Consider the following 19,797-nt stretch of genomic DNA (forward strand, 5'->3'; position numbering starts at 1 on the left):
GTTTAGCTCGTCAATCGGTTATTATCGTCAGGAAAAATAACACTTGGTTTAAAGCTTTTAGCTTCTTCAAAATCCATACCTGCATAAGATATGATGATAATTATATCGCCAACCTGTACTTTACGAGCTGCCGGCCCATTCATACAGATCATACCACTTCCTCTCTCTCCTTTAATCACGTAAGTTTCAAGGCGCTCGCCATTATTGACATTTACAATCTGCACTTTCTCATTTTCAATAAGGTTGGCAGCATCCATCAGGGCTTCATCTATAGTAATGCTTCCTACATAGTGCAACTCTGCCTGGGTAATTTTTGCACGATGTATTTTAGATTTTAAGACTTGAATATTCATTGTTGTTTGCATGGTTTTATTCATGGTTTGCAAGAGGCTTTAGAGTGCTTGCAAAAGTCGCCAAGATAAAACACCAGTTATTTAATAAAATTCCTTTGGGTTATGAAAAAACAAGTATGTTATCTATTAATCTTACCCCCTCAACATAAGCTGCTGTACAGACGGCTACTTCTACTTGAGGTGTAGCGTCTGTAGGAGGCATAAAATTTCTTTTGTCAACTACTTCCAAGTATTCCAGCTCTATTTCCGAATACTTACTTAAGCTATCTACCCCCTCTTGCCGCGCCTGCTCTGGGGCTTTCCCTCTCTGCAAGGCATCACTCACTTTTTGCAACGCCTGGTACAAATTTGCAGCCAGCTTTTTTCCCTCCGAGGATAATCTCTCATTACGAGAAGATAAGGCCAGACCGTTGTCTTCTCTTACGGTGGGCACAACAACGAGTTGTGTATCAAAAAAGAGTTCGTCTACCAGCTTTTGCACCACACTGCATTGCTGTAGATCTTTTTGTCCGAAGTAAGCTTTATCTGCCTGCACAATATGGAAGAGCTTGGAGAGTACCAAGCCAACACCGCTAAAATGACCGGGACGAAATTTACCTTCCAGTACCTGATCCAGTCTGCCAAAACTCATGGCCATGCCATTAGCTCTCTCGTAGGGGTACATTTCCTCATTTGTTGGGCAAAATAATACATCACAATTCACGTTCTCCAACAAATTTTTATCAAGATTCAGGTTTCGGGGATATTTTTCCAGGTCATCTGTGTTGTTAAACTGAGTGGGGTTAACGTAAACGCTGCAAATAGCCAGGTCATTCTCATTTTTGGCCTGTTTAAGCAGGCTAAGATGGCCTGAGTGCAGTGCTCCCATTGTAGGCACAAAGCCTACTGAGCGGTTTTTTTGCCGCTGCTCCGACAAAAAAATCTGAAGGGATTTAATGTTTTCAAATATTTGCATTATTACCAGTCCTAATACGATTAAACACGCAAAACGCTGCGTGCAATTGAAAAAAAGTGGAAATATGGTAAAATTTTCGTAATTTTGCCCATGCTTTTCCAATAACACAATTCAAATTCGCAAAGATATGTCAAAACTCCGAATTCTTTATGTAGCTAGTGAGATCAATCCTTTTTTGCAGACTTCTGAAGTTGCAGACTTTGTAAGACAGCTACCTCAAGGTATGCAGGAAAGAGGTATGGAGATCCGTATATTGGTTCCTCGCTTCGGACTAATTAATGAGCGCAAAAACAGGCTGCATGAAGTGGTTAGGTTATCTGGAATTAACATTGCCGTGGGCGAAGAAGAGAAGCCCCTGACGATTAAGGTCGCCTCTATCCCTAATGCTAAGCTTCAGGTTTACTTTATTGATAATGAGGACTACTTCCATAGAAAGTCTGTATTCTTTGATAAAGAAAACAATTTCTACGAGGATAATGACGAACGCGCTATTTTCTTCTGCAAAGGTGTTATAGAAACTGTTAAGAAACTGGGATGGACTCCGGATATTGTTCACTGCAACGACTGGATGACCAGCCTGATTCCTATGTATTTGAAGACTACCTATAAAAATGACCCTCTCTTCAAAAATACTAAAACAGTATTTACCGTTTATAATAATCCATTCAAGCACAAATTTGATGGCGACCTTTTAGATAAGGTTAAGATGATGGACATTGATGATAGCATGCTGGTAAACCTACAGTCTGCTGACTACGATGGCTTCATTAAAATCGGAATAGAATATGCCGATGCTGTCATTAAAGCTGAAGATGGAGTAAGCGATAATCTAAATACTTTACTTGAAGAATTTGACAGTGAGAAAAAGATCGAAACCATTGAAAAAGACGATAACCTTCTCGATTCATACTTTAACTTATACAATGAATTGGTTAGCTAAAAAATCCGGGCTGATAGTTTTATCAGCCCTCTTATTTTTTTCTTGTGAGAATGATGATCTGCTGAGCCTGGACTTTGACCCCAACGACGAAAATCTCAATTTATCCTTTACCGAATTTACCGTTCCATTTAAACTAGCACAGCTAGACTCTGTAGCTACAAGCAATGCTGACAACATGCTGGTAGGCAATTATCAGAATAATAACTTTGGGTATGCTAAATCTAAAGCTTACATAAAAGTAGGGATTGGTAATAGTTCAGTAAACAAAGCTGAAGACGACCATGTACTGGACTCTATGGTGCTGGTACTGGTGAAGAACTATTTCTATGGTAGCACAGATGGCGATATGCAGCAGCGTATCAACATTCATCGTCTCACAGAGTATTTCAACGACACCCTTGCTTATTATCGTGACTCACAGTTAGCCTACGAGGATACTCCTATAGGTTCATTTAGCTTTACAGCTAATGCCGAAGAACCTACAGATACCTTAAGAATACGTTTGAGCGAAACTCTGGGGAACGAATTATTAGATAAGCTGAAAGCAAATGCAGCTGAAATAGATAGCAATGCGCTATTTACCAATTACTTTAAAGGCATAGCATTAGTATCAGAGACGGAGAACACTTTCGCGAGTGGCTTCTATCCTGCAATAAGTATGATAGTATACCACAGTGCTCCTTCAGATACCGTTTCTGAGTCTTATAGCTTTGGTACTTCCAGGTTTTTTAATGGAATAGAATATGACCGCAATGGTACTGTACTAACTGAGCTAAGCAAGGCAGGTACAATAGGCGATGCTTCCGACGGAGGGTTCTACATGCAGGCAGGCACAGGAGTATTGCCCAGGCTTGACTTTCAGCCACTGTTAGATTTTGTAAGAAACAATTCTGAGAAAGTCTTATTAAACAGGGTAATTTTACACATAGGCCTACCTGAGCCACCAAAGCTAGGCACACCTCCACCTTCTTATCTATTAGGCTTTCAATTGGAAGATGATGGTATATCTAACTTAGTAGAATTTAGTCCGGTGGCCAATCAGCTCATATTTTCAGGGCTTTATAATGACACTGACTACGTCTATAACTCTATTGATAATATACCGGTACCGGCAGAAGGTTCCCCTTTTGCTTACGACTCTGCAAGCATGTCTTATGAAATTAAGATGACCAGCTTTGCACAAAATTTAGTAGATGGTTATATAGACAACTCTAACGTAATGCTTTACCCGGTTAATCTAAGCAGTAGCGGAGTTAACAGAGACCTAAATGACCGTTACTCTCAAATAGTTACCGAAGCAGACAGTATAAGGCTAAAAGTATACTATACAGAGTTAAAATGATCTAGAACTTATAAGATAGCAGAGTCAGGCAGGCTCTGCTATTTTTTTGCCCTCTCTACTTTTTTTAAACTACTTAGCCTTTTGGGCAGTAGCCTTCACATTATAAATCCATTAACAACGTTTATGCATAGAGCGTCTATCCAACGCATATACGGAGAAAAACTCAGAGTAAGAGCAGTAGGGCTATGCTTTTCTGGAGAAGATTTACTCATAGTAAAGCACAAAGCTCTTACGAAAACCGGCTATTTTTACGCGCCGCCGGGCGGGGGAGTAGATTTTGGGGAGTCTACCGAAGACTGCCTCAAAAGAGAGTTTTTTGAAGAAACCGGCCTGCTAATAGAAATAAGCAAGTTTTTATTTACCCATGAATTTCTAGCACCCCCACTGCATGCGATAGAGTTATTTTTTGAAGTTAAAAAAGTAGGCGGTGAGCTTAAAACAGGTTATGACCCTGAAATGAGCCCGGAAGAACAAATCATAGAAGAAGTAGGATTTATGTCACCCTCTGCTATATATGACAAAAAAGGGGAACGTTTGCACCAAATGCTAAACATTTGCAAGCACCCAATGGACTTATTAAATACGCAAGGGTATTTTAAATTTGATGATAAAACATTAAAATAGCTGATTCAACAGTTATGTTTTACCTGTGAAAATGTCTATAATTGTAAAAAACTTACTACGCAATGAACCTTACTAAAGTACTGACCTTTGTCTTTTTATTATTAGCTGTAGGTATTGGTTATTACCTGATTAATGGTATTATCTCCAGTGTTGAAGAGGAAGAACGCATTGCTGCTATTGAACGCAGGGTTATTGAAAAGCTACAGTTTATCAGAGATGCTGAAGTGGCATACAAAGATGCTCACGGACAGTTTACTAGCGATTGGGATAAGCTTATTAACTTCATAGATACTGGTAAAATTTTCATTACTCAAAGAAGGGAAGAAACTGTACTGCTAGATTATGGTGCAGAAGAGACTACCATCCATATTGATACTTTAGGTAGTGTGTCTGTGCGCGACTCTATCTACAATAATCCGGTATATCAGAAGTTTAACCTAAACAACTTGATGTTTGTACCTGTCACTCGTGAGAAATTTGAGCTTTTTGCTGATAAGATTGAGCGGAGTGGCGTAAACGTTGATGTGTTTGAAGTTAAAGATCCTTCTCCTATTAACCCCGCACGCCGTGGAGAAAACAGCATTAAAGGACCTCTTAGAGTAGGTTCAAGAACTGAGGTAACCACTGCCGGAAACTGGGAATAATATTAAGAGCGAGAGATCTATTGCTGAGGAGTTAAACCATTCTCATTTTGGAGCACGAAATTGGAAATTTCCATTTAATCAACCGAATAAAGGATACTAATTTTAGTATTGATGAGCTGACACATTATAATCTGTCGCTATTAGTAGGCAGGCACGATTTTCAGTTTTGTGTCATAGATACCAGAGACAATAAATGCCTTCTGCTCGAAGATTACGAGCTAGAGGGCATTTCTTCTACTAATGCTCTCATCAATACCCTTTACAAACTTTTTGAAGGCCACCACCTGCTTATGGCCGGATACTGGAAGTCTGTAAAATTGGCCATGAAAAACCAGAAGTTTACTATTCTTCCTGCCAACCTCTTTTCTAGCGACCACCTTCGCGACTATCTTAAGCTTAGCACAGAGGTAGATAGTGAATTAGATGATTACTATTATTATAAGCATATACAGTCTGAGGCCGTATGTGTATTTGCTGCAGAGCGTAAAATTATAGAAAAAGTGAGGGCTATCTACCCTACTCTTACCGTACAGGTAGTACATCAGGGTAGCGCTATGATAGAGGGCATACAAAGCCATCGTGACTTTACCTACTACAAAGATTTGTACATTAATATTGGGCGAGAAAATTTTAGCCTGGTAGTTAATGAAGATAACAAGCTTCTTTACTATAATCGCTTCCCTTACCAGAATGACAAGGATATTGTAAAATATACTATGCTTGCCATGCAGGAGCTGGATATGAAGCAGGAGGACACTAAGACTATTGTCTGGGGTAACTTAGGAGCCCAATCCCCTTACTTTAAAGAGCTGTATCGTTATATCAGAAATATATCTTTTGGTGGCCGTCCTTCTTATTTAAACTTCGCATATATGTTTGATGAAGTGCCTGATCATCAGTATTTTGACTTGTACAGCATTTACGTTTGCGAATAGATGAAAATAGCACTTTTTCCCGGCTCGTTTGACCCTTTCACCAACGGCCATGCCGATATTGTTCAGCGTGGTCTTCAACTGTTTGACCGCATTATCATCAGCATAGGGCACAACAGCAAGAAGAAGCGCTATCTTCCCATTGAAAAAATGATTGGCCATGTGCGCGATACCTATGCTACCAACGATCGTATTGAAGTAATTACATACGATGAGCTAACCGCGGAGCTGGCTATAAGGTACAAAGCTAACTACCTGCTGCGAGGCCTAAGAAACACTACCGATTTTGAATACGAAAACAGCATTGCACAGGTAAACAGGCACCTCAACCCAAACCTGGAAACTGTTTTTTTAATTACTTCTCCTCAATACGCTCATATCAATTCGTCTATTATTAGAGAGGTGCATCGCTACGGAGGCGATGTTAATGAGTTTTTGCCTTATACTATTTAGTGGAAGTGACCAAACTGCCGGTAATATTCTCTAAAGACATAGCGGATTGAGAAGTAAGAATCGTACAGCACATCTTTGATTTCTGCCTCATCCATCCATTTTACGGCTTCTATACTTTCTTCGGTTTGCGCTTTCATCTGGCTATCATCTATGCAGTCCATAGCAAACCAATACGTTTTCTTTAAATATTTCTTCTTGTTACGTGTGTAGGTGTGCCAGGTATGGCATACTTCCGCTACTGCTTCTGCCCTTACATTGCATTCTTCTTCCACCTCTCTTAAAGCCCCTACTAAAGGAGATTCGTCCTTTTCCATTTTACCTTTAGGCAAATCCCACTTCTTAAGGCGGTAAATCATTAGCATTTTACTTTGCTTCCTTACCAAGCCACCCGCAGCTTCTATCACCAGGTACTGCCCTTTTACAAACTCTTTAGCCTGATGAATATCAGGTACAATAAAAGTGATGCTATCCAGCTTTTTTACCTTTTGTTTGTTAAAATAATCCAGACAGTCTTTTATATAAGCCTCATTGGCATTTGTTACTAAAACATCGTCTTTAAGCTTTATGCTACTAAATTTATGCTGACGAGCATCAAACTGATACTCATAGTGGTTTTCATCCAATACCTTATCCTGCCCTAATATCTCTACCGGGGTATCATTAACGAAGAGCTTCATAAATTGCTATTTAATAAAAAAGTAACTAGATAGTAAAAATTAAATTGGATACTTAACCGACTACAAAAAGTGTATATATTGTAGTACTATCAAATTAACCGAACTTACCTATGGTCTCACATTTTGACAAAGTAAAAAAATTTTTGTTTGAACTTGGCTTTGATATACAATCAGAAGATACTGAAGAGGGTATTGTAGTCATAACGGATGAAGATCAGGGCATTAGCCATTTGATTATTGATTGTGAGGGAGAAATTCTGGTATTTGAGCAGTTTATCATTAAGCTTAAGGATACAAACGACAGCAGCGTACTTCGTAAACTATTGCAGATGAACCGTAATCTGGTACATGGGGCGCTGGTATTGGATGAGGAAGGCCGTGTGATTTTTAGAGATACCTTACAGCTGGAAAACCTGGATCAGAACGAGATTGAGGGCACAATAAACTCAATAGGCCTCATGATGGCCGAATACGCCGATGACTTCCTGAGTTTTGCAAAATAAGTCTACAGTCTATTATAACATCATTTTATTCTTATTCTTCAGGCTGCATATAAACAGTAGTTTAACTATTGTGATGCCGTCTAATCAACATAAAAAAATAAATCATGAGTATATTCAGAAGATTATTTAAAGTAGGTGAAGCCCAGACTCATTCCATGATAGATAAAATGGAAGATCCCGTTAAGATGAGTGAGCAGGCCATACGAGACCTGAAGCAAGACCTGGGCAAAGCAATGGAAAGCCTGGCCGAAGTAAAAGCTATAGCCATACGCACACGTAGAGAAATGAAAAACTATGAGCAGCAAGGGGTAGACTATGAGAAAAAAGCTATGCTGCTATTGCAAAGAGCTCAGCAAGGCCAGTTGGATGCTTCAGAAGCAGACCGTTTAGCTACAGAAGCACTTAACAAAAAAGAGCATGCCGACCAGCAGGTAGCTCGTACCCAGGCCGAAGTGCAGAAATATGATAATATGACTGCTAACCTGGAGGCTAAGGTAAATGACCTACGTAGCAAAATATCTAAATGGGAGAATGAGTTGCGGACCTTAAAAGCACGTGCTAAAGTGAGCTCTGCCACTAAAAAGCTGAATAAACAGATGGCGGGTATTGACTCTTCCAGCACAGTATCTATGCTGGAACGTATGAAAAACAAGGTGGAAGAAGAAGAGTCGCTGGCAGAGTCATATGGAGAGATAGCTGCGGCGCCAAAATCTGTAGATGATGAAATAGATAGTGTTCTAGGCTCAAGCTCAGCAGCCGGAGATGACAAACTTGCTGCTCTTAAAGCCAAAATGGGTATGAATAAAGATCAATAATTTTTGATAGGCTCCACTTCTTTACTGGAGCCTCTTACTTTTAATCTACTATGTGGTCAATCATTTTTTTTATCATTGTAATTCTTGGTATTGCTATGTTTTTCTGGCAAAAAAATAAACAAAAGAAGTCTACAGAAACTACCCCCAACGAGCCCAGAGAATTGAGCCTGGAAAATGTTGGCCCCGGAGGCGTTATTCACCTTATGAACGTAGGGCCCAATATGGAGGAGTATGACGTGACTATACTCTCCAAAAGTATTTATAGGGAAGGCAGCAGCAACGAATGGCATGAGCTGGAAGGTGATAATGGCAAACAAAAAGTCTGGATAAGCATAGAAGAAGATGATGGACTGGATGTAACCCTTGCACTTCGCAGTCTCAAGCTTCGCGAGCTACCTATTAACCGTGCCGACCTAGACCGTATGGATGAGACAGCAGAAGGTGAATTTGAGTTTGAAGGACAAACTTATTATCTGGAGTACTCCACGGAAGCTTCTTTTTTTGCTAACGGAGATACCTCTGCGGCCAACGAATCTTTTTTTTACTACTGGGAGTTTGAAAACGAAAAAGAAGACCAGTTTATCACTATTGAAGAGTGGGAAAACGGAAAATTTGAAATCACGCTTTCTGTACCTCTTAAACCTTCTCAGATAAAAGTCTACAGCCTTGGCAACTCAGTCTAACATCCAGTATTTGTTAAACAATGGATAAAGGGCCAGCCATAGCAATAGAGGCAGCAGGGCAACTGCTAATAAGGTAAGTAGTGCTGCGTCCGCCCCATAATAACCTAGCCAGGCATAGGTAAAGGCTAAAGGCAGGGTGCCGCAACCTAAAGCAATATAAAATTTTGTTCGGGACATTTTAAGCATGCCTGCCATACAGGCTACAACTTCTGGTAAAACGGGAGTCCAGCGAGATACAGCTACCAGTACACCACCTATCTTCTTGCTTATCTTCACGCCCTTATACCAGCCTTTTTCGCCTAAGAGGCGTTTAGTAGCAGGCTTTCCTAATTTTCGGCATAGCTCATAACCCAAACTACCTGCTCCAAAAGAGCCTAAGGCACTTATAAGGCCACCCAGCAAGGGGCCATAAATAATACCTAAGGCACTCATAATTACTGTCGCAGGTAGGGGTAGTAACAGATCCCCCATTAGTAGAAGAATAGCAGGTAGCCAAGCCCATTCTCCATAGCCTCGTAGCCATTCTACAGTAGCGATTTGGGTAAAAAAGTCATCTACATGATCTCCCCAAATGGCAAAAGGGATAAGTACCAGTACAGCCAGACCAATAAAGATCAGCAATAAGCGCATATCTATTTCTTACTTCTCATCTTCTCCATCTGATCCCACATATCCTGAGGCACTGCATCCAGATGATTAAATTCGCCAGCGCCCATTAACCACTCACCCCCATCTATGGTAATTACCTCTCCGTTTACATAAGAGGCATAATCTGAAACCATATAAGCAGCCAGGTTCGCTAACTCCTGATGCTCTCCTACCCTTTTTAAAGGATTATGCTGGGCGGGGTCAAATTTTTTAGCCATATCGCCGGGTAGTAATCTGCTCCATGCTCCTTCTGTAGGAAATGGGCCCGGTGCTATAGCATTCATGCGAATATTATACTTCCCCCATTCTACTGCTAGAGAACGAGTTAATGCCAGTACTCCGGCTTTTCCGCAGGCTGAGGGAGCTACATAGCCTGAGCCTGTCCATGCGTAGGTGGTTACTATGTTTAACATAGTGCCTGATTGCTTTTTCTCTATCCAGTTTTTACCTACCGCTAATGTAAAATTGTAAGTGCCTTTAAGTACAATATCTACTACAATATCGAAAGCGCGGTGAGATAACCTTTCGGTAGGGCTGATGAAATTACCGGCAGCATTGTTGAGAAGAATATCAACCTGGCCAAATTTTTTTTCGCTTTGCAGGAGTACCTCTATAATTTCATCGTATTTACGTACATCACAAGCTACGGGAAGCACCTCTCCTCCAGTGTCTTTCATAAGCTCATCTGCAGCAGCTTGTAATACATCCATTTTTCGGCTGGTAATTACCAGCTTGGCTCCCAGCTCTAAAAAATACTTACTCATGGATTTTCCCAGGCCAGTGCCTCCCCCGGTTACAATTATTGTTTTTCCTTTAAGCGCATCTGCTTTAAGCATACCTTCTATCTTCATAATTTGGGTAGTTAATGGACAGGTAATTTAAGAAAAAATCAAAGGTAACAAACATTCAGCAGCATGCTCTCCAGCGTAAGTCCAGGTCCAAAGGCAAAACTTAAAACCTGCTTCTTATGGTCAAGGGGCCCCCTTTCAGCCATCAGAGCCTGAAGCACAAACAATACAGTAGGAGAAGACATATTACCATAGCTCTTAAGCACCTCATATGCATAGCGGTTATCTTCGGTAGACAGGCCTAGTTGTTCTTCTATAACTTGTAGTATTCTTTTTCCTCCGGGGTGTATCGCAAAGTAGTCCGCTACTGCGGCTTCTGTATCTTTTTCTTTAGTTTTTGCATACTCAGAAACAAGCTGCTCACTGAGCTGTCTTATGCCTTTTTTGATGATATCTGGTACATATGCCGAAAGCTTCATTTCAAAACCAAAGTCGCCAATGTGCCAGGCCATGTCTTGTTCACCTTCGGTAGCCAGAGCACAATAAAACTGCTCTAATGACAATTGTGCTTGGCCTCTTTCTGCTTCAGCACTTAAAAGCACGGCGGCAGAGCCATCCGCAAAAAGGGCATTGGCTAATAAAGTATCCTCATCTTTATTCTTCTGGAAGTGTAGCGTACATAGCTCGGTACAAACCACTAATACCCTGGCCTCTTTTTGGGCTCTTACAATATGATCGGCCACTTTGAGAGCATTAAAAGCAGCATAACAACCCATAAAGTTAATACAGCTTCGCTGTACATTAGATGGTAGTTTTAAAGCTTTAACCAGTTCTATATCTACTCCCGGAGCATACATACCCGTACAGCTGACCATTACTATATGCGTAATATCTTTAGTAGCGATATTTTTTTGCCTTTTAAAACAATCATGTACTGCCGCAAGACTAAGAGGAAAAGCTTCCTTACGATAGAGCTCCATTCTTTGCGATATTGTGGGAAAAGGCTCTAAGTCATCATTATCAGGGAAAAAATCATAAGCCGCATCTTCGCCAAAGTCTGCTAATACTGAGTGTCTAAACTGTATGCCGGAAGCTCTATACAAAGCTCTTAGCCGGTGCTTAGCTTCAGAGCTCATCTGATGAGCTTTCGCCATAAAGTTGACGATTTCTGTCTGCTTTATTTTATGAGAGGGAACAGCTGTTCCTATTGCATTGATATACGTAGGCATGCACTATAAACTAAAAAAAGCAAAGTTGTTCTTAACTTTTAGGGGAGGAAAATGCTAATAATATTTGTTAACTATGTGCAAGTTGTACTATAGCATGGTACAACAGATTATACATTACAACCTTAGTAATTGTGGCCAAAACAAAAACATTATACGTCTGTCAGAACTGTGGCAACTCCTCTCCTAAGTGGCAGGGTAAGTGCGATGCCTGCGGCGAATGGAACACCTATGTAGAAGAGGTGATAAGTAAAAATAGCAGAGGCGGAGGAAACTGGCAAAGTTCCGCATCTACCAAAGGGAGTAGTAATAAGCCGCGCCTGCTCAACGAAATTGAGTACAAAAAAGAAAGTCGTACCAATACACAAGATGCAGAGCTTAATCGTGTTTTGGGCGGTGGTATTATGCCGGGCTCCTTAGTACTTATCGGCGGGGAACCAGGAATTGGTAAATCTACACTTATGCTTCAGATTGCCTTGCAGCTAAAGGAGCAAACAATATTGTATATTTCTGGGGAAGAAAGTGAGCAGCAGATTAAAATGCGCGCAGAGCGCATGCTGAGTCAGCCTCAGCTAAACGGTAGTGTAGAACATTGCTATATTCTGGGAGAAACCTCTACTGCCCAGATTTTTCAGCAGGCCAGACTGGTTCAGCCTCAGTTAATGATTGTAGACTCCATTCAAACGCTACAGTCTGAGTATGTGGAGTCTGCGGCTGGTAGTGTGTCTCAGGTGCGTGAGTGTACTGCCGAACTTATGAAGTTTGCCAAAGAAAGCAATATTCCTGTATTTCTTATTGGGCACATTAACAAAGAAGGTAGTATTGCAGGCCCTAAAGTGCTGGAGCATATGGTGGATACTGTTTTGCAGTTTGAGGGTGACCGCCATATGGCGTATCGTATTCTGCGCACCATCAAAAACCGTTTTGGCTCCACCTCTGAGTTAGGCATTTACGAAATGACAGATATTGGCTTGCGCCAGGTGTCTAACCCTTCAGAAATATTAATTACTCAACGTGAAGGAGAACTTAGTGGCATCACTGTTGGAGCCAGTCTGGAAGGTAACCGCCCTTTGCTTATAGAAATACAGTCTTTGGTAAGCTCCGCTACCTATGGCACGCCGCAGCGTAGCTCTACCGGCTTTGATGCCAAACGCCTTAATATGTTACTGGCGGTATTAGAAAAAAGAGCAGGCTATCGGCTGGGTGTACAGGATGTATTTTTAAATATAGCTGGGGGCCTTAAAGTAGAAGACCCTGCTATTGACTTAGCCGTGTGTGCCTCCATTGTGTCTTCTTTTTTAGACGTTCCTATCTCCAGCCGAGCCTGTTTTGCGGCAGAAGTTGGTCTCGGGGGCGAGATTCGTGCAGTTAACAGAATAGAGAACAGAATCAGCGAGGCAGAAAAGCTAGGTTTTGAAGAAATTTATGTCTCAAAGTTTAGCCTTAAGGGTGTAGATACCGCTAAATATAAAATTAAAATAAATGCCTATAGCAAGCTGGAAGACATGATCAGACAACTGCTGGAATAACATTTTGTAAGCGCAAAATAAAATTTGGTTCGCGGGCATCTTTAGCCCCAAAATTGCGTTCGGGATTTTATTAAATACGGATGCTAAAAAATGGAAACATTTATTATTAACGCGCTTGGGATTAGCCCGCAGTTGTTCAATTACCTGATACTTCCCCTGCTCATTTTTATGGCCAGGGTAACAGACGTATCACTTTCTACCCTTAGGGTAATGTACATTATGAACGGTGCCAAGAAGTGGGCGCCGGTGCTAGGCTTTTTTGAGTCTTTAATCTGGTTGCTGGCAATAGGCCAGATCATCCAAAATATTAGTAACGCCTGGTCTTACCTTGCTTATGCTACGGGTTATGCGACCGGTACATATATAGGCATGCGCATTGAAGAGAAGATAGCGATGGGCCGTATGGTCGTAAGAATAATCAGTAAGTCAGATGTTAGCGACCTTATTAGCTGGCTGGTAGATGAAGGCTACCGCTATAATAGTGTAGAAGCTATGGATCAGGAAGGAAATGCCAATATTCTGTTTACGGTAGTGCCTCGTAGCAAAATAGACTCTTTTTTACAGGCAGTACGCTATTACCAACCCGATGCTTACTACACTGTGGAAGGCGTAAAAAGGGTAAGTGATGATGATATGATTATGGAAGGACGCAAACCTGTACTAAGCAGGCGGCTTCCTTTGGTCAGAAAATAAAAAAGCCGGGAATTAATCTCCGGCTTTTTTTATGTTCCGCAATACTTAAGGCTAAGGATATTATTCTTTATAGGCAGTAAGCAAGCTATAAGAGGATACCTTACCTTTTTTATCATAAGTTTCGGTACGCACCACACCTACACCTTCTGCTATCCATTCGGCTCCCTGGTAAGAGCTTTTGCGGTTAATACCCATCATTTTCATATCCACATCTGTAATGTATGATACCTTGTAGCAGGTAAAGCTCCCTGCCGAAGTAGTAATATCTTCTTTACTGTCTACCTTACGATCATTTATTTTAATATTCATTTCGCTTAGCGTAGCACTGCTTTCGCCCATTTTTACCTTAACAGTAGTGCTGGCATCGGATAGGCTTTGCCCTACATCCAGCGAAGAAGGCAATTCCATGAAGTCGCCTGTGGCCTCTACCTCCATATTTTCGTAAGCACTTAGTTGCTCCATAGAGTTGAGCATACGCTGCATATCTATCTTGAGCATATCTCCATCGCAAATCATAACAAATTCACCTTCAGTAATTAGCTTGTCTTTTTTATCATAAATTTTACTGCTAAAAGTAGCTTCGTAGGTATCGCCTTTTTCGTTGATGGCACTAATAACATTAACGGTACGGCCTTGCGGACGATCTTTTTTGTCATAAGAGGTCATCTCAAATTCGCTACCTTCCTTCAGGCGGTAAAAATTATTGCCGCATTGGGCTTTTAAATCGGCCACTACAAGTAGCAAAAGCATAAGGGTGGGGAGTAGTTTTTTCATAGTTTTTATATTAATCATAGTTTAGGCTTTGGTGTAAACATCAGTCTATAGAAATATAAAGATTTTTTTTCTGATACCGCTGGTTAAAGCCTGCTATGCCCTGTAAACCTCCGCTATGCACTATCAATATCCTATCTCCAGTACCAAAATAGCCATTTTTTAACATGTCATAGAGGCTATACACCATTTTGCCGGTATAGATAGGATCTAGCTGAATATGATGTTCTTTTTTGAATGTATTAATAAAATTTACCAACTTACGATCAGCCTTAGCATAGCCCCCAAAGTGATAATCCTCTATAATTTGATAGCTCTTATAAATTTTGCCACTGTAGCCTTGGGTGAGTAAATTAATGTTATCATACAAAAAGCTTCCTCCCTTAAGCGCAGAAAAGCCCAGTACTTTTGCCTGGCTTTGCGTCTTTTCAATAATTCCTGCTATAGTTCCTCCAGTACCTACACAACAACAGATATAGTCGTATTTTTCGGGCTGCTCTACAATTTCAGTACAGGCCTTAACTGCCAGTACATTGGACCCTCCTTCGGGTATAATATAGCTAGGACCAAACTCACTAGTCAGAGAGGCTAAAAAAGCCGCAGCCTCCTTGTTCTGATACGCTTCTCTATTTACATACTTCAGCTTCATACCCTGTGCTGTGGCAAACTCAAGTGTACTATTCAGAGGCAGATGCTCCTCTCCTCTTACCACCCCTATCACCTGAAAACCATACTCTTTAGCCGCTGCGGCAGTAGCATAAAGGTGGTTAGAAAAGGCTCCCCCAAAAGTAAGTAGTTGCGAATATGACTGAGCCTTTGCCTCTAGCAAATTGTATTTGAGCTTGTACCATTTGTTTCCAGAAATATAAGGATGAACTTTGTCCAGCCTCAGTATATCTAAATGGATGCCCTTAGCAAAAGTTAGCTCTTGATTTATGCTGTTAACCTCCAGTATTGGCTTTTCAGTGAGTTGCATACCTGCTTTTTCTTCAGATTTTTGAATTGTACAGCAAATTTGTTTTAGAATACTTGTTTACGGTCAAACCTTTAACCAACGGGCTTGAAAAAGATTATGTAAATTGCAGCCTAAAGTTAAGCATTATGAAATTTAACGAAATAGAAGGCGAGGATGAACAGGAACAGGAAGACTTGTTTGAGCACTATGCCATTACGGTAGATGCCAAACAGTCTTTGGTGCGAATAGATAAATATCTGATGGATCGCCTTCCTAATGTAAGCCGAAGCAAACTGCAGGATGCTATCAAGAGCGAGTATGTGCTGGTAAATAAGCAGCCTATTAAATCTAATTATAAAGTGAGGCCCCTGGATGAAATCAGCATTTCTCTCCCGGAACCCCCACGCGACACAGAGGTAAAGCCCGAAAACATAGCACTTAATATTGTCTATGAAGACGAGCATGTATTGGTAGTTAATAAGGAGGCAGGTATGGTAGTTCATCCTGCTTACAACAACTGGTCAGGCACATTGGTAAACGCGCTGGCATATCATTTTCAGCAGTTACCTACAATGGAGGGTAATGACGGACGCCCCGGACTCGTACACCGGATAGACAAAGATACTTCTGGACTTCTGGTTATTGCTAAAACTGAAAAAGCTATGAGTGGCCTTGCCAAGCAGTTTTTTGACCATAGCATTGACCGCGTCTACTACGCTCTGGTCTGGGGAGAGCCTGCTGAGCAAAAAGCGACTATTGATGTAAACCTGGGCAGAAGCCCCAAAGACCGCAGGGTAACCATGGCTTTCCCTGAGGGTGACATTGGCAGACATGCCATTACGCATTACGAGGTATTGCAGACTTTACGCTATGTTTCCCTCATTCAGTGTAAGCTGGAAACAGGACGTACCCATCAGATTAGGGCACACATGCGCTATATTGGTCATCCTCTGTTTAATGATGCTACTTACGGAGGCAACCAGATACTAAAAGGCACCAAGTTTACCAAGTACAAAGCTTTTGTAGAAAACTGCTTTAAAATTATGCCTCGTCAGGCACTTCATGCTAAATCCTTAGGCTTTGTACATCCGATTAGTCAGGAAAAAATGTATTTTGAGTCTGAGCTCCCTCAGGACTTTACTGAAGTCTTACAAAAGTGGGAGCGCTATGTACAATACACCTAATTGTAATTTTTTAAACTTAAACAGACTAGCGCTATGAAGTATTCTCTGGAAAACGATCAGTGGACGGTACAGGTAAAAGCAGATGGAGCCGAACTTTGCAGTGTAGTAAACAAAGAAAGTGGACGAGAGTACATCTGGCAGGCCGACCCCTCCGTTTGGGCCAGGCATGCACCAGTGCTTTTTCCTATTGTAGGCAGGCTTAGAGATGATCAGTTTCAATATAATGAGCAAACTTACCGTTTAACTCAGCACGGCTTCGCTCGCGACCGTGAATTCAGCCTGGTTGAGCAAGAACCCGGTAGCCTTAGTCTGGGCCTGACCGCAGACCATCAGAGCATGGAGCATTACCCTTTTAACTTTGTGTTCGATATCCGTTACCAGTTAACTGACAATATGCTGACGGTTGATTATAACGTACAGAATAAAGATCAAAAGGATATGCCTTTTTCTTTAGGTGCACACCCGGCTTTTACTATGCCTAAAATAGTAGACAAAAAGAGCCAAGAGTATCTATTAGAGTTTGATAAGCCAGAAACTCTGGAGCGATACCTGATAAAAGATGGTTTACAAACTGGTAAAACTTATCCACTCATGTCTAATGAGAGTAAGCTTGCGCTACACCCAAAACTTTTTGAGGAAGACGCAATTATTTTTAAAGGGCATCAGTCATCTTCAGTAAGCCTTCTAGAGCAGTCTGGCGGACAAAAATTGGTAGAAATGTCGGTAAAAGGCTTTCCCTACCTAGGTATCTGGCAAAAATATGGTGCCGACTTTATTTGTATTGAACCATGGTTTGGTGTAGCAGATCATCAGGATAGTAATGGTGATATTATGGCTAAAGAGGGTATACAATTGCTTGAGCCTGAAGGACATTTCTCTTGTAATTATTACATCAGATTCTATTGATGTAAGATTATACTATATCTAGATTTGCTATGAATCTAACTGAACATTTCATATATTTAATTGATATGCTGTGTGAGTAAAGATAAAGTTTAGCTTTAATGAAGAGACACTTATTATTTGCAGTACTTATTATAGCACTTTGGAGCTGCCAGGATGATCAGGTAGCCCCTCAGGAGGGTATTGAGTTGCGTCAGCTAAGCATAGAGGAGCAGGAGTTAGTAAGAGCCAGTAACAATTTTGCTATAGACCTCACCAAAGTGCTTTTAGAAGATGCTGAGGAAAACCTCTTCTATTCGCCTTACTACATTCATATGGATTTAAGTATGGCTATGAACGGTGCTGAAAATAATACGCTTATGCAGATGCAGCGTGTACAGCAATGCGAAGTGCTTAAGCGGCTGGAAGTAAACAAAGTGTACAACAGCTTGAATAGCTATTTGCAGGGAGTAGATGACCATATGCGATTCGTATCTGCTCACTCCCTATGGCACCGACAGGAACTTGCGGTACGTCCTCTTTTCAGCGATATGGTTATGGCTTATTATGGTGCAGGCGTACAGGCCCTGGACTTCCACGACCTTAAAGCTTCTTCGCACATCAGCAAATGGATAGAAGACAATACCTCAGGTAAGATAGATGTGGAAATTCCTACCATTTTACCTTATGAGTCGCTTTACCTCATTAGTGCTACACACTTAAAAGCCCAATGGACTTTTCCTTTTGCTAAAGAGAGCACTGCTCCCGGCACTTTCTTTTTAAATGATAAGAAAGAGGTGACTGTTCCCATGATGTTTACTGATCAGGCAAGCTACCGCTATCACCAAGACTCACAAAAAACATTGGTAGATATTCCCTTTGGCAACCAGCAGTTTAGCATGACCATACTTATGCCTGCCGAAACTGACAGTATCCATACACAGCTTAGCACACTTACTATTAAATCTTTGGAGCAAGCCCTGGAAAATGCTGATACCCTGGATTACTATCTTTACTTACCTAAATTTAACATCAGCTCTCAGCTTGCTTTAAAGGAGCCGCTAGCTGCCCTGGGTATTAAAGATGCTTTCACTTCTCAGGCAGACTTCTCTGGTATTCTACAGGATTCTGCTGCTGTTACTAAGGTAGCAGACCTGATTCATACTGCAGGTTTAGAAATGCACGAAAATGGTGTACAGACTGCAACACCCCGAGTAGCTGCTGCCAATACCAGTAGTGGAGCTCCGGTGGTTCGTATCAACCGCCCATTTATGTTTTTTGTACGCGAAAACCATAGTGGGGTAATATTATATGCAGGATATATTCATCATCCTCTCAACCAAATCAATAAGTAGCCAAGATGCCCCTTTACGTTCTCCTTGCTGTTGGTCTGAGCCTTATTAACGACACCACCACTGAAAGGGAAGAAAACTTTAAACAATATTTTGATGACTTTGGGGTGGAAGGCTCTTTTATCCTACTGGATGAAAGTGAGCAACAGTACACCTATTACAATAAAGAACGTTGCCATACAGCCTATAGTCCGGCTTCCACTTTTAAAATTCCCAATACCCTAATCGTGCTGGAAGAGAATATAGTGGAAGATGAAAACACCGTAATTTACTGGAAAGGGAAAGAGTGGTCTATTTCTGCCTGGAATCAGGATCTACCACTAAAAAACGCATTTCGCTTTTCCTGTGTGCCTTGCTATATACAAATGGCTGAGCAAATTAGTGAAGACCAATACCGTAAGCACTTACAGACTTTGGGCTATGGTAACCAAGACCCTGGCGGTAGCGAGAAAAATGCATTCTGGCTGGACGGTAACTTACGCATCTCTGCCAGAGAACAAATTGACTTTCTACAGAAACTGTATCATGAGGACCTTCCATATTCCCAAGCTCACCTGCAAATTGTAAAAAATATTTTACTGGACGAGACTACTGAAGACTACAGCCTCAGTGCTAAAAGTGGATGGAACAATCAGCTGCATAATACTAACCTTGGCTGGTATGTAGGCTATCTGGTAAAAAATGAAAAGGTATATTACTTTGCAACCAATATTGAGAGCAAAGACCCACATGATAATTTTATCCGAGCCCGAAAAGAAATTACCATAAACATTCTGAAAGCTTTAAAAATCATTTGATTTGTAAAGCTATAGGCTACCCATGCTATCAATCACTTAAAACCTACTACC

At 41.1% G+C, this 19,797-nt stretch carries 23 protein-coding genes; 15 read left to right on the forward strand and 8 right to left on the reverse strand.

Annotated features, from left to right (window positions below):
- Positions 1 to 2: 2 nt before the first annotated feature.
- Complete coding sequence (panD, locus tag PZB74_RS06715) at positions 3 to 353, reverse strand: aspartate 1-decarboxylase (RefSeq protein ID WP_302241625.1); 351 nt, start codon at positions 351 to 353, stop codon at positions 3 to 5.
- Positions 354 to 453: 100 nt separating this feature from the next.
- Positions 454 to 1,308 (reverse strand): pantoate--beta-alanine ligase, encoded by an 855-nt coding sequence (gene panC / locus PZB74_RS06720; protein WP_302241626.1) that lies wholly within the window; start codon positions 1,306 to 1,308, stop codon positions 454 to 456.
- 127 nt (positions 1,309 to 1,435) lie between these two features.
- Between panC and PZB74_RS06725 the strand changes: the two genes are divergently transcribed.
- The 6 genes from PZB74_RS06725 to coaD all read left to right on the forward strand — a co-directional run bounded on the left by PZB74_RS06725 (position 1,436) and on the right by coaD (position 6,243).
- Complete coding sequence (locus PZB74_RS06725; protein ID WP_302241628.1) at positions 1,436 to 2,248, forward strand: glycogen/starch synthase; 813 nt, start codon at positions 1,436 to 1,438, stop codon at positions 2,246 to 2,248.
- On the forward strand, positions 2,232 to 3,590 hold the full coding sequence (locus PZB74_RS06730) for a DUF4270 family protein (protein ID WP_302241630.1): 1,359 nt from the start codon (positions 2,232 to 2,234) through the stop codon (positions 3,588 to 3,590). The genes PZB74_RS06725 and PZB74_RS06730 overlap by 17 nt, the downstream gene beginning before the upstream one ends.
- 123 nt (positions 3,591 to 3,713) lie before the next feature.
- A complete protein-coding gene (locus PZB74_RS06735; protein ID WP_302241631.1) occupies positions 3,714 to 4,214 on the forward strand; it encodes an NUDIX domain-containing protein in 501 nt (166 codons plus the stop codon).
- A 62-nt stretch (positions 4,215 to 4,276) separates the two neighbouring features.
- The gene (locus PZB74_RS06740) at positions 4,277 to 4,858 is read left to right on the forward strand and encodes a hypothetical protein (protein WP_302241633.1); all 582 of its coding nucleotides are present in this window, start codon (positions 4,277 to 4,279) and stop codon (positions 4,856 to 4,858) included.
- Between the two features lie 47 nt (positions 4,859 to 4,905).
- Entirely contained in the window at positions 4,906 to 5,793 is an 888-nt protein-coding gene (locus PZB74_RS06745) for a DUF3822 family protein (protein WP_302241634.1), read from the forward strand.
- Positions 5,794 to 6,243, forward strand: a complete 450-nt coding sequence (coaD, locus tag PZB74_RS06750; RefSeq protein ID WP_302241635.1) for a pantetheine-phosphate adenylyltransferase — start codon at positions 5,794 to 5,796, stop codon at positions 6,241 to 6,243.
- Here coaD and PZB74_RS06755 read toward each other — a convergent pair.
- Entirely contained in the window at positions 6,240 to 6,920 is a 681-nt protein-coding gene (locus PZB74_RS06755) for an NUDIX hydrolase (RefSeq protein ID WP_302241637.1), read from the reverse strand. The two genes, coaD and PZB74_RS06755, sit on opposite strands and share 4 nt — an antisense overlap.
- Before the next feature lie 110 nt (positions 6,921 to 7,030).
- Here PZB74_RS06755 and PZB74_RS06760 point away from each other — a divergent pair, with 110 nt between their 5' ends.
- From PZB74_RS06760 to PZB74_RS06770, 3 genes are all read left to right on the forward strand, one after another.
- Positions 7,031 to 7,423 carry a YbjN domain-containing protein gene (locus PZB74_RS06760; RefSeq protein ID WP_302241639.1) on the forward strand — a complete coding sequence of 131 codons (393 nt, stop codon included), beginning with the start codon at positions 7,031 to 7,033 and terminating at the stop codon, positions 7,421 to 7,423.
- A gap of 104 nt (positions 7,424 to 7,527) precedes the next feature.
- Positions 7,528 to 8,238 (forward strand): PspA/IM30 family protein, encoded by a 711-nt coding sequence (locus PZB74_RS06765; RefSeq protein ID WP_302241640.1) that lies wholly within the window; start codon positions 7,528 to 7,530, stop codon positions 8,236 to 8,238.
- A 50-nt stretch (positions 8,239 to 8,288) separates the two neighbouring features.
- Positions 8,289 to 8,921 (forward strand): DUF4178 domain-containing protein, encoded by a 633-nt coding sequence (locus tag PZB74_RS06770; RefSeq protein ID WP_302241641.1) that lies wholly within the window; start codon positions 8,289 to 8,291, stop codon positions 8,919 to 8,921.
- Here PZB74_RS06770 and PZB74_RS06775 read toward each other — a convergent pair.
- The 3 genes from PZB74_RS06775 to PZB74_RS06785 are packed head-to-tail and all read right to left on the reverse strand — an operon-like array spanning position 8,913 to position 11,586.
- Positions 8,913 to 9,551, reverse strand: a complete 639-nt coding sequence (locus PZB74_RS06775) for a TVP38/TMEM64 family protein (RefSeq protein ID WP_302241642.1) — start codon at positions 9,549 to 9,551, stop codon at positions 8,913 to 8,915. The two genes, PZB74_RS06770 and PZB74_RS06775, sit on opposite strands and share 9 nt — an antisense overlap.
- 2 nt (positions 9,552 to 9,553) lie before the next feature.
- A complete protein-coding gene (locus PZB74_RS06780; RefSeq protein ID WP_302242758.1) occupies positions 9,554 to 10,423 on the reverse strand; it encodes an SDR family oxidoreductase in 870 nt (289 codons plus the stop codon).
- A 35-nt stretch (positions 10,424 to 10,458) separates the two neighbouring features.
- Positions 10,459 to 11,586, reverse strand: coding sequence for a type III polyketide synthase (locus PZB74_RS06785; RefSeq protein WP_302241643.1), 1,128 nt, complete (start codon positions 11,584 to 11,586; stop codon positions 10,459 to 10,461).
- Between the two features lie 131 nt (positions 11,587 to 11,717).
- Between PZB74_RS06785 and radA the strand changes: the two genes are divergently transcribed.
- Both radA and PZB74_RS06795 read left to right on the forward strand, forming a co-directional pair.
- Positions 11,718 to 13,112 carry a DNA repair protein RadA gene (gene radA / locus PZB74_RS06790; RefSeq protein ID WP_302241644.1) on the forward strand — a complete coding sequence of 465 codons (1,395 nt, stop codon included), beginning with the start codon at positions 11,718 to 11,720 and terminating at the stop codon, positions 13,110 to 13,112.
- A 90-nt stretch (positions 13,113 to 13,202) separates the two neighbouring features.
- Positions 13,203 to 13,805 (forward strand): DUF2179 domain-containing protein, encoded by a 603-nt coding sequence (locus PZB74_RS06795; RefSeq protein ID WP_302241645.1) that lies wholly within the window; start codon positions 13,203 to 13,205, stop codon positions 13,803 to 13,805.
- A gap of 60 nt (positions 13,806 to 13,865) precedes the next feature.
- Here the strand turns inward: PZB74_RS06795 and PZB74_RS06800 are convergent, their stop codons facing one another.
- Both PZB74_RS06800 and PZB74_RS06805 read right to left on the reverse strand, forming a co-directional pair.
- Positions 13,866 to 14,579: a TapB family protein gene (locus tag PZB74_RS06800; RefSeq protein WP_302241646.1), complete on the reverse strand. Its 714-nt coding sequence runs from the start codon at positions 14,577 to 14,579 to the stop codon at positions 13,866 to 13,868.
- Positions 14,580 to 14,619: 40 nt separating this feature from the next.
- Complete coding sequence (locus PZB74_RS06805; RefSeq protein ID WP_302241647.1) at positions 14,620 to 15,552, reverse strand: 1-aminocyclopropane-1-carboxylate deaminase/D-cysteine desulfhydrase; 933 nt, start codon at positions 15,550 to 15,552, stop codon at positions 14,620 to 14,622.
- A 125-nt stretch (positions 15,553 to 15,677) separates the two neighbouring features.
- Here PZB74_RS06805 and PZB74_RS06810 point away from each other — a divergent pair, with 125 nt between their 5' ends.
- The 4 genes from PZB74_RS06810 to blaOXA all read left to right on the forward strand — a co-directional run bounded on the left by PZB74_RS06810 (position 15,678) and on the right by blaOXA (position 19,746).
- Positions 15,678 to 16,715 (forward strand): RluA family pseudouridine synthase, encoded by a 1,038-nt coding sequence (locus PZB74_RS06810; RefSeq protein ID WP_302241648.1) that lies wholly within the window; start codon positions 15,678 to 15,680, stop codon positions 16,713 to 16,715.
- Positions 16,716 to 16,748: 33 nt separating this feature from the next.
- Positions 16,749 to 17,621 (forward strand): aldose 1-epimerase family protein, encoded by an 873-nt coding sequence (locus PZB74_RS06815; protein WP_302241650.1) that lies wholly within the window; start codon positions 16,749 to 16,751, stop codon positions 17,619 to 17,621.
- 98 nt (positions 17,622 to 17,719) lie between these two features.
- A complete protein-coding gene (locus tag PZB74_RS06820) occupies positions 17,720 to 18,952 on the forward strand; it encodes a serpin family protein (protein ID WP_302241652.1) in 1,233 nt (410 codons plus the stop codon).
- A gap of 5 nt (positions 18,953 to 18,957) precedes the next feature.
- Positions 18,958 to 19,746, forward strand: coding sequence for a class D beta-lactamase (gene blaOXA / locus PZB74_RS06825; protein WP_302241654.1), 789 nt, complete (start codon positions 18,958 to 18,960; stop codon positions 19,744 to 19,746).
- Positions 19,747 to 19,797: the final 51 nt, after the last annotated feature.

Source organism: Porifericola rhodea (genome assembly GCF_030506305.1).
GTDB classification, from domain to species: Bacteria; Bacteroidota; Bacteroidia; order Cytophagales; family Cyclobacteriaceae; genus Catalinimonas; species Catalinimonas rhodea.

What these genes read in the sequence shown, in the direction of transcription:
- PZB74_RS06770 (WP_302241641.1), top strand. Translation starts at nt 8,289, where the DNA reads ATGTGGTCAATCATTTTTTTTATCATTGTAATTCTTGGTATTGCTATG.
- PZB74_RS06815 (WP_302241650.1), top strand. Translation starts at nt 16,749, where the DNA reads ATGAAGTATTCTCTGGAAAACGATCAGTGGACGGTACAGGTAAAAGCA.
- PZB74_RS06730 (WP_302241630.1), top strand. Translation starts at nt 2,232, where the DNA reads ATGAATTGGTTAGCTAAAAAATCCGGGCTGATAGTTTTATCAGCCCTC.
- PZB74_RS06735 (WP_302241631.1), top strand. Translation starts at nt 3,714, where the DNA reads ATGCATAGAGCGTCTATCCAACGCATATACGGAGAAAAACTCAGAGTA.
- panD (WP_302241625.1), bottom strand. Translation starts at nt 353, where the DNA reads ATGAATATTCAAGTCTTAAAATCTAAAATACATCGTGCAAAAATTACC.
- PZB74_RS06795 (WP_302241645.1), top strand. Translation starts at nt 13,203, where the DNA reads ATGGAAACATTTATTATTAACGCGCTTGGGATTAGCCCGCAGTTGTTC.
- PZB74_RS06760 (WP_302241639.1), top strand. Translation starts at nt 7,031, where the DNA reads ATGGTCTCACATTTTGACAAAGTAAAAAAATTTTTGTTTGAACTTGGC.
- PZB74_RS06755 (WP_302241637.1), bottom strand. Translation starts at nt 6,920, where the DNA reads ATGAAGCTCTTCGTTAATGATACCCCGGTAGAGATATTAGGGCAGGAT.
- PZB74_RS06775 (WP_302241642.1), bottom strand. Translation starts at nt 9,551, where the DNA reads ATGCGCTTATTGCTGATCTTTATTGGTCTGGCTGTACTGGTACTTATC.
- PZB74_RS06800 (WP_302241646.1), bottom strand. Translation starts at nt 14,579, where the DNA reads ATGAAAAAACTACTCCCCACCCTTATGCTTTTGCTACTTGTAGTGGCC.
- PZB74_RS06725 (WP_302241628.1), top strand. Translation starts at nt 1,436, where the DNA reads ATGTCAAAACTCCGAATTCTTTATGTAGCTAGTGAGATCAATCCTTTT.
- PZB74_RS06740 (WP_302241633.1), top strand. Translation starts at nt 4,277, where the DNA reads ATGAACCTTACTAAAGTACTGACCTTTGTCTTTTTATTATTAGCTGTA.
- coaD (WP_302241635.1), top strand. Translation starts at nt 5,794, where the DNA reads ATGAAAATAGCACTTTTTCCCGGCTCGTTTGACCCTTTCACCAACGGC.
- PZB74_RS06785 (WP_302241643.1), bottom strand. Translation starts at nt 11,586, where the DNA reads ATGCCTACGTATATCAATGCAATAGGAACAGCTGTTCCCTCTCATAAA.
- PZB74_RS06805 (WP_302241647.1), bottom strand. Translation starts at nt 15,552, where the DNA reads ATGCAACTCACTGAAAAGCCAATACTGGAGGTTAACAGCATAAATCAA.
- blaOXA (WP_302241654.1), top strand. Translation starts at nt 18,958, where the DNA reads ATGCCCCTTTACGTTCTCCTTGCTGTTGGTCTGAGCCTTATTAACGAC.
- PZB74_RS06810 (WP_302241648.1), top strand. Translation starts at nt 15,678, where the DNA reads ATGAAATTTAACGAAATAGAAGGCGAGGATGAACAGGAACAGGAAGAC.
- PZB74_RS06765 (WP_302241640.1), top strand. Translation starts at nt 7,528, where the DNA reads ATGAGTATATTCAGAAGATTATTTAAAGTAGGTGAAGCCCAGACTCAT.
- PZB74_RS06820 (WP_302241652.1), top strand. Translation starts at nt 17,720, where the DNA reads ATGAAGAGACACTTATTATTTGCAGTACTTATTATAGCACTTTGGAGC.
- panC (WP_302241626.1), bottom strand. Translation starts at nt 1,308, where the DNA reads ATGCAAATATTTGAAAACATTAAATCCCTTCAGATTTTTTTGTCGGAG.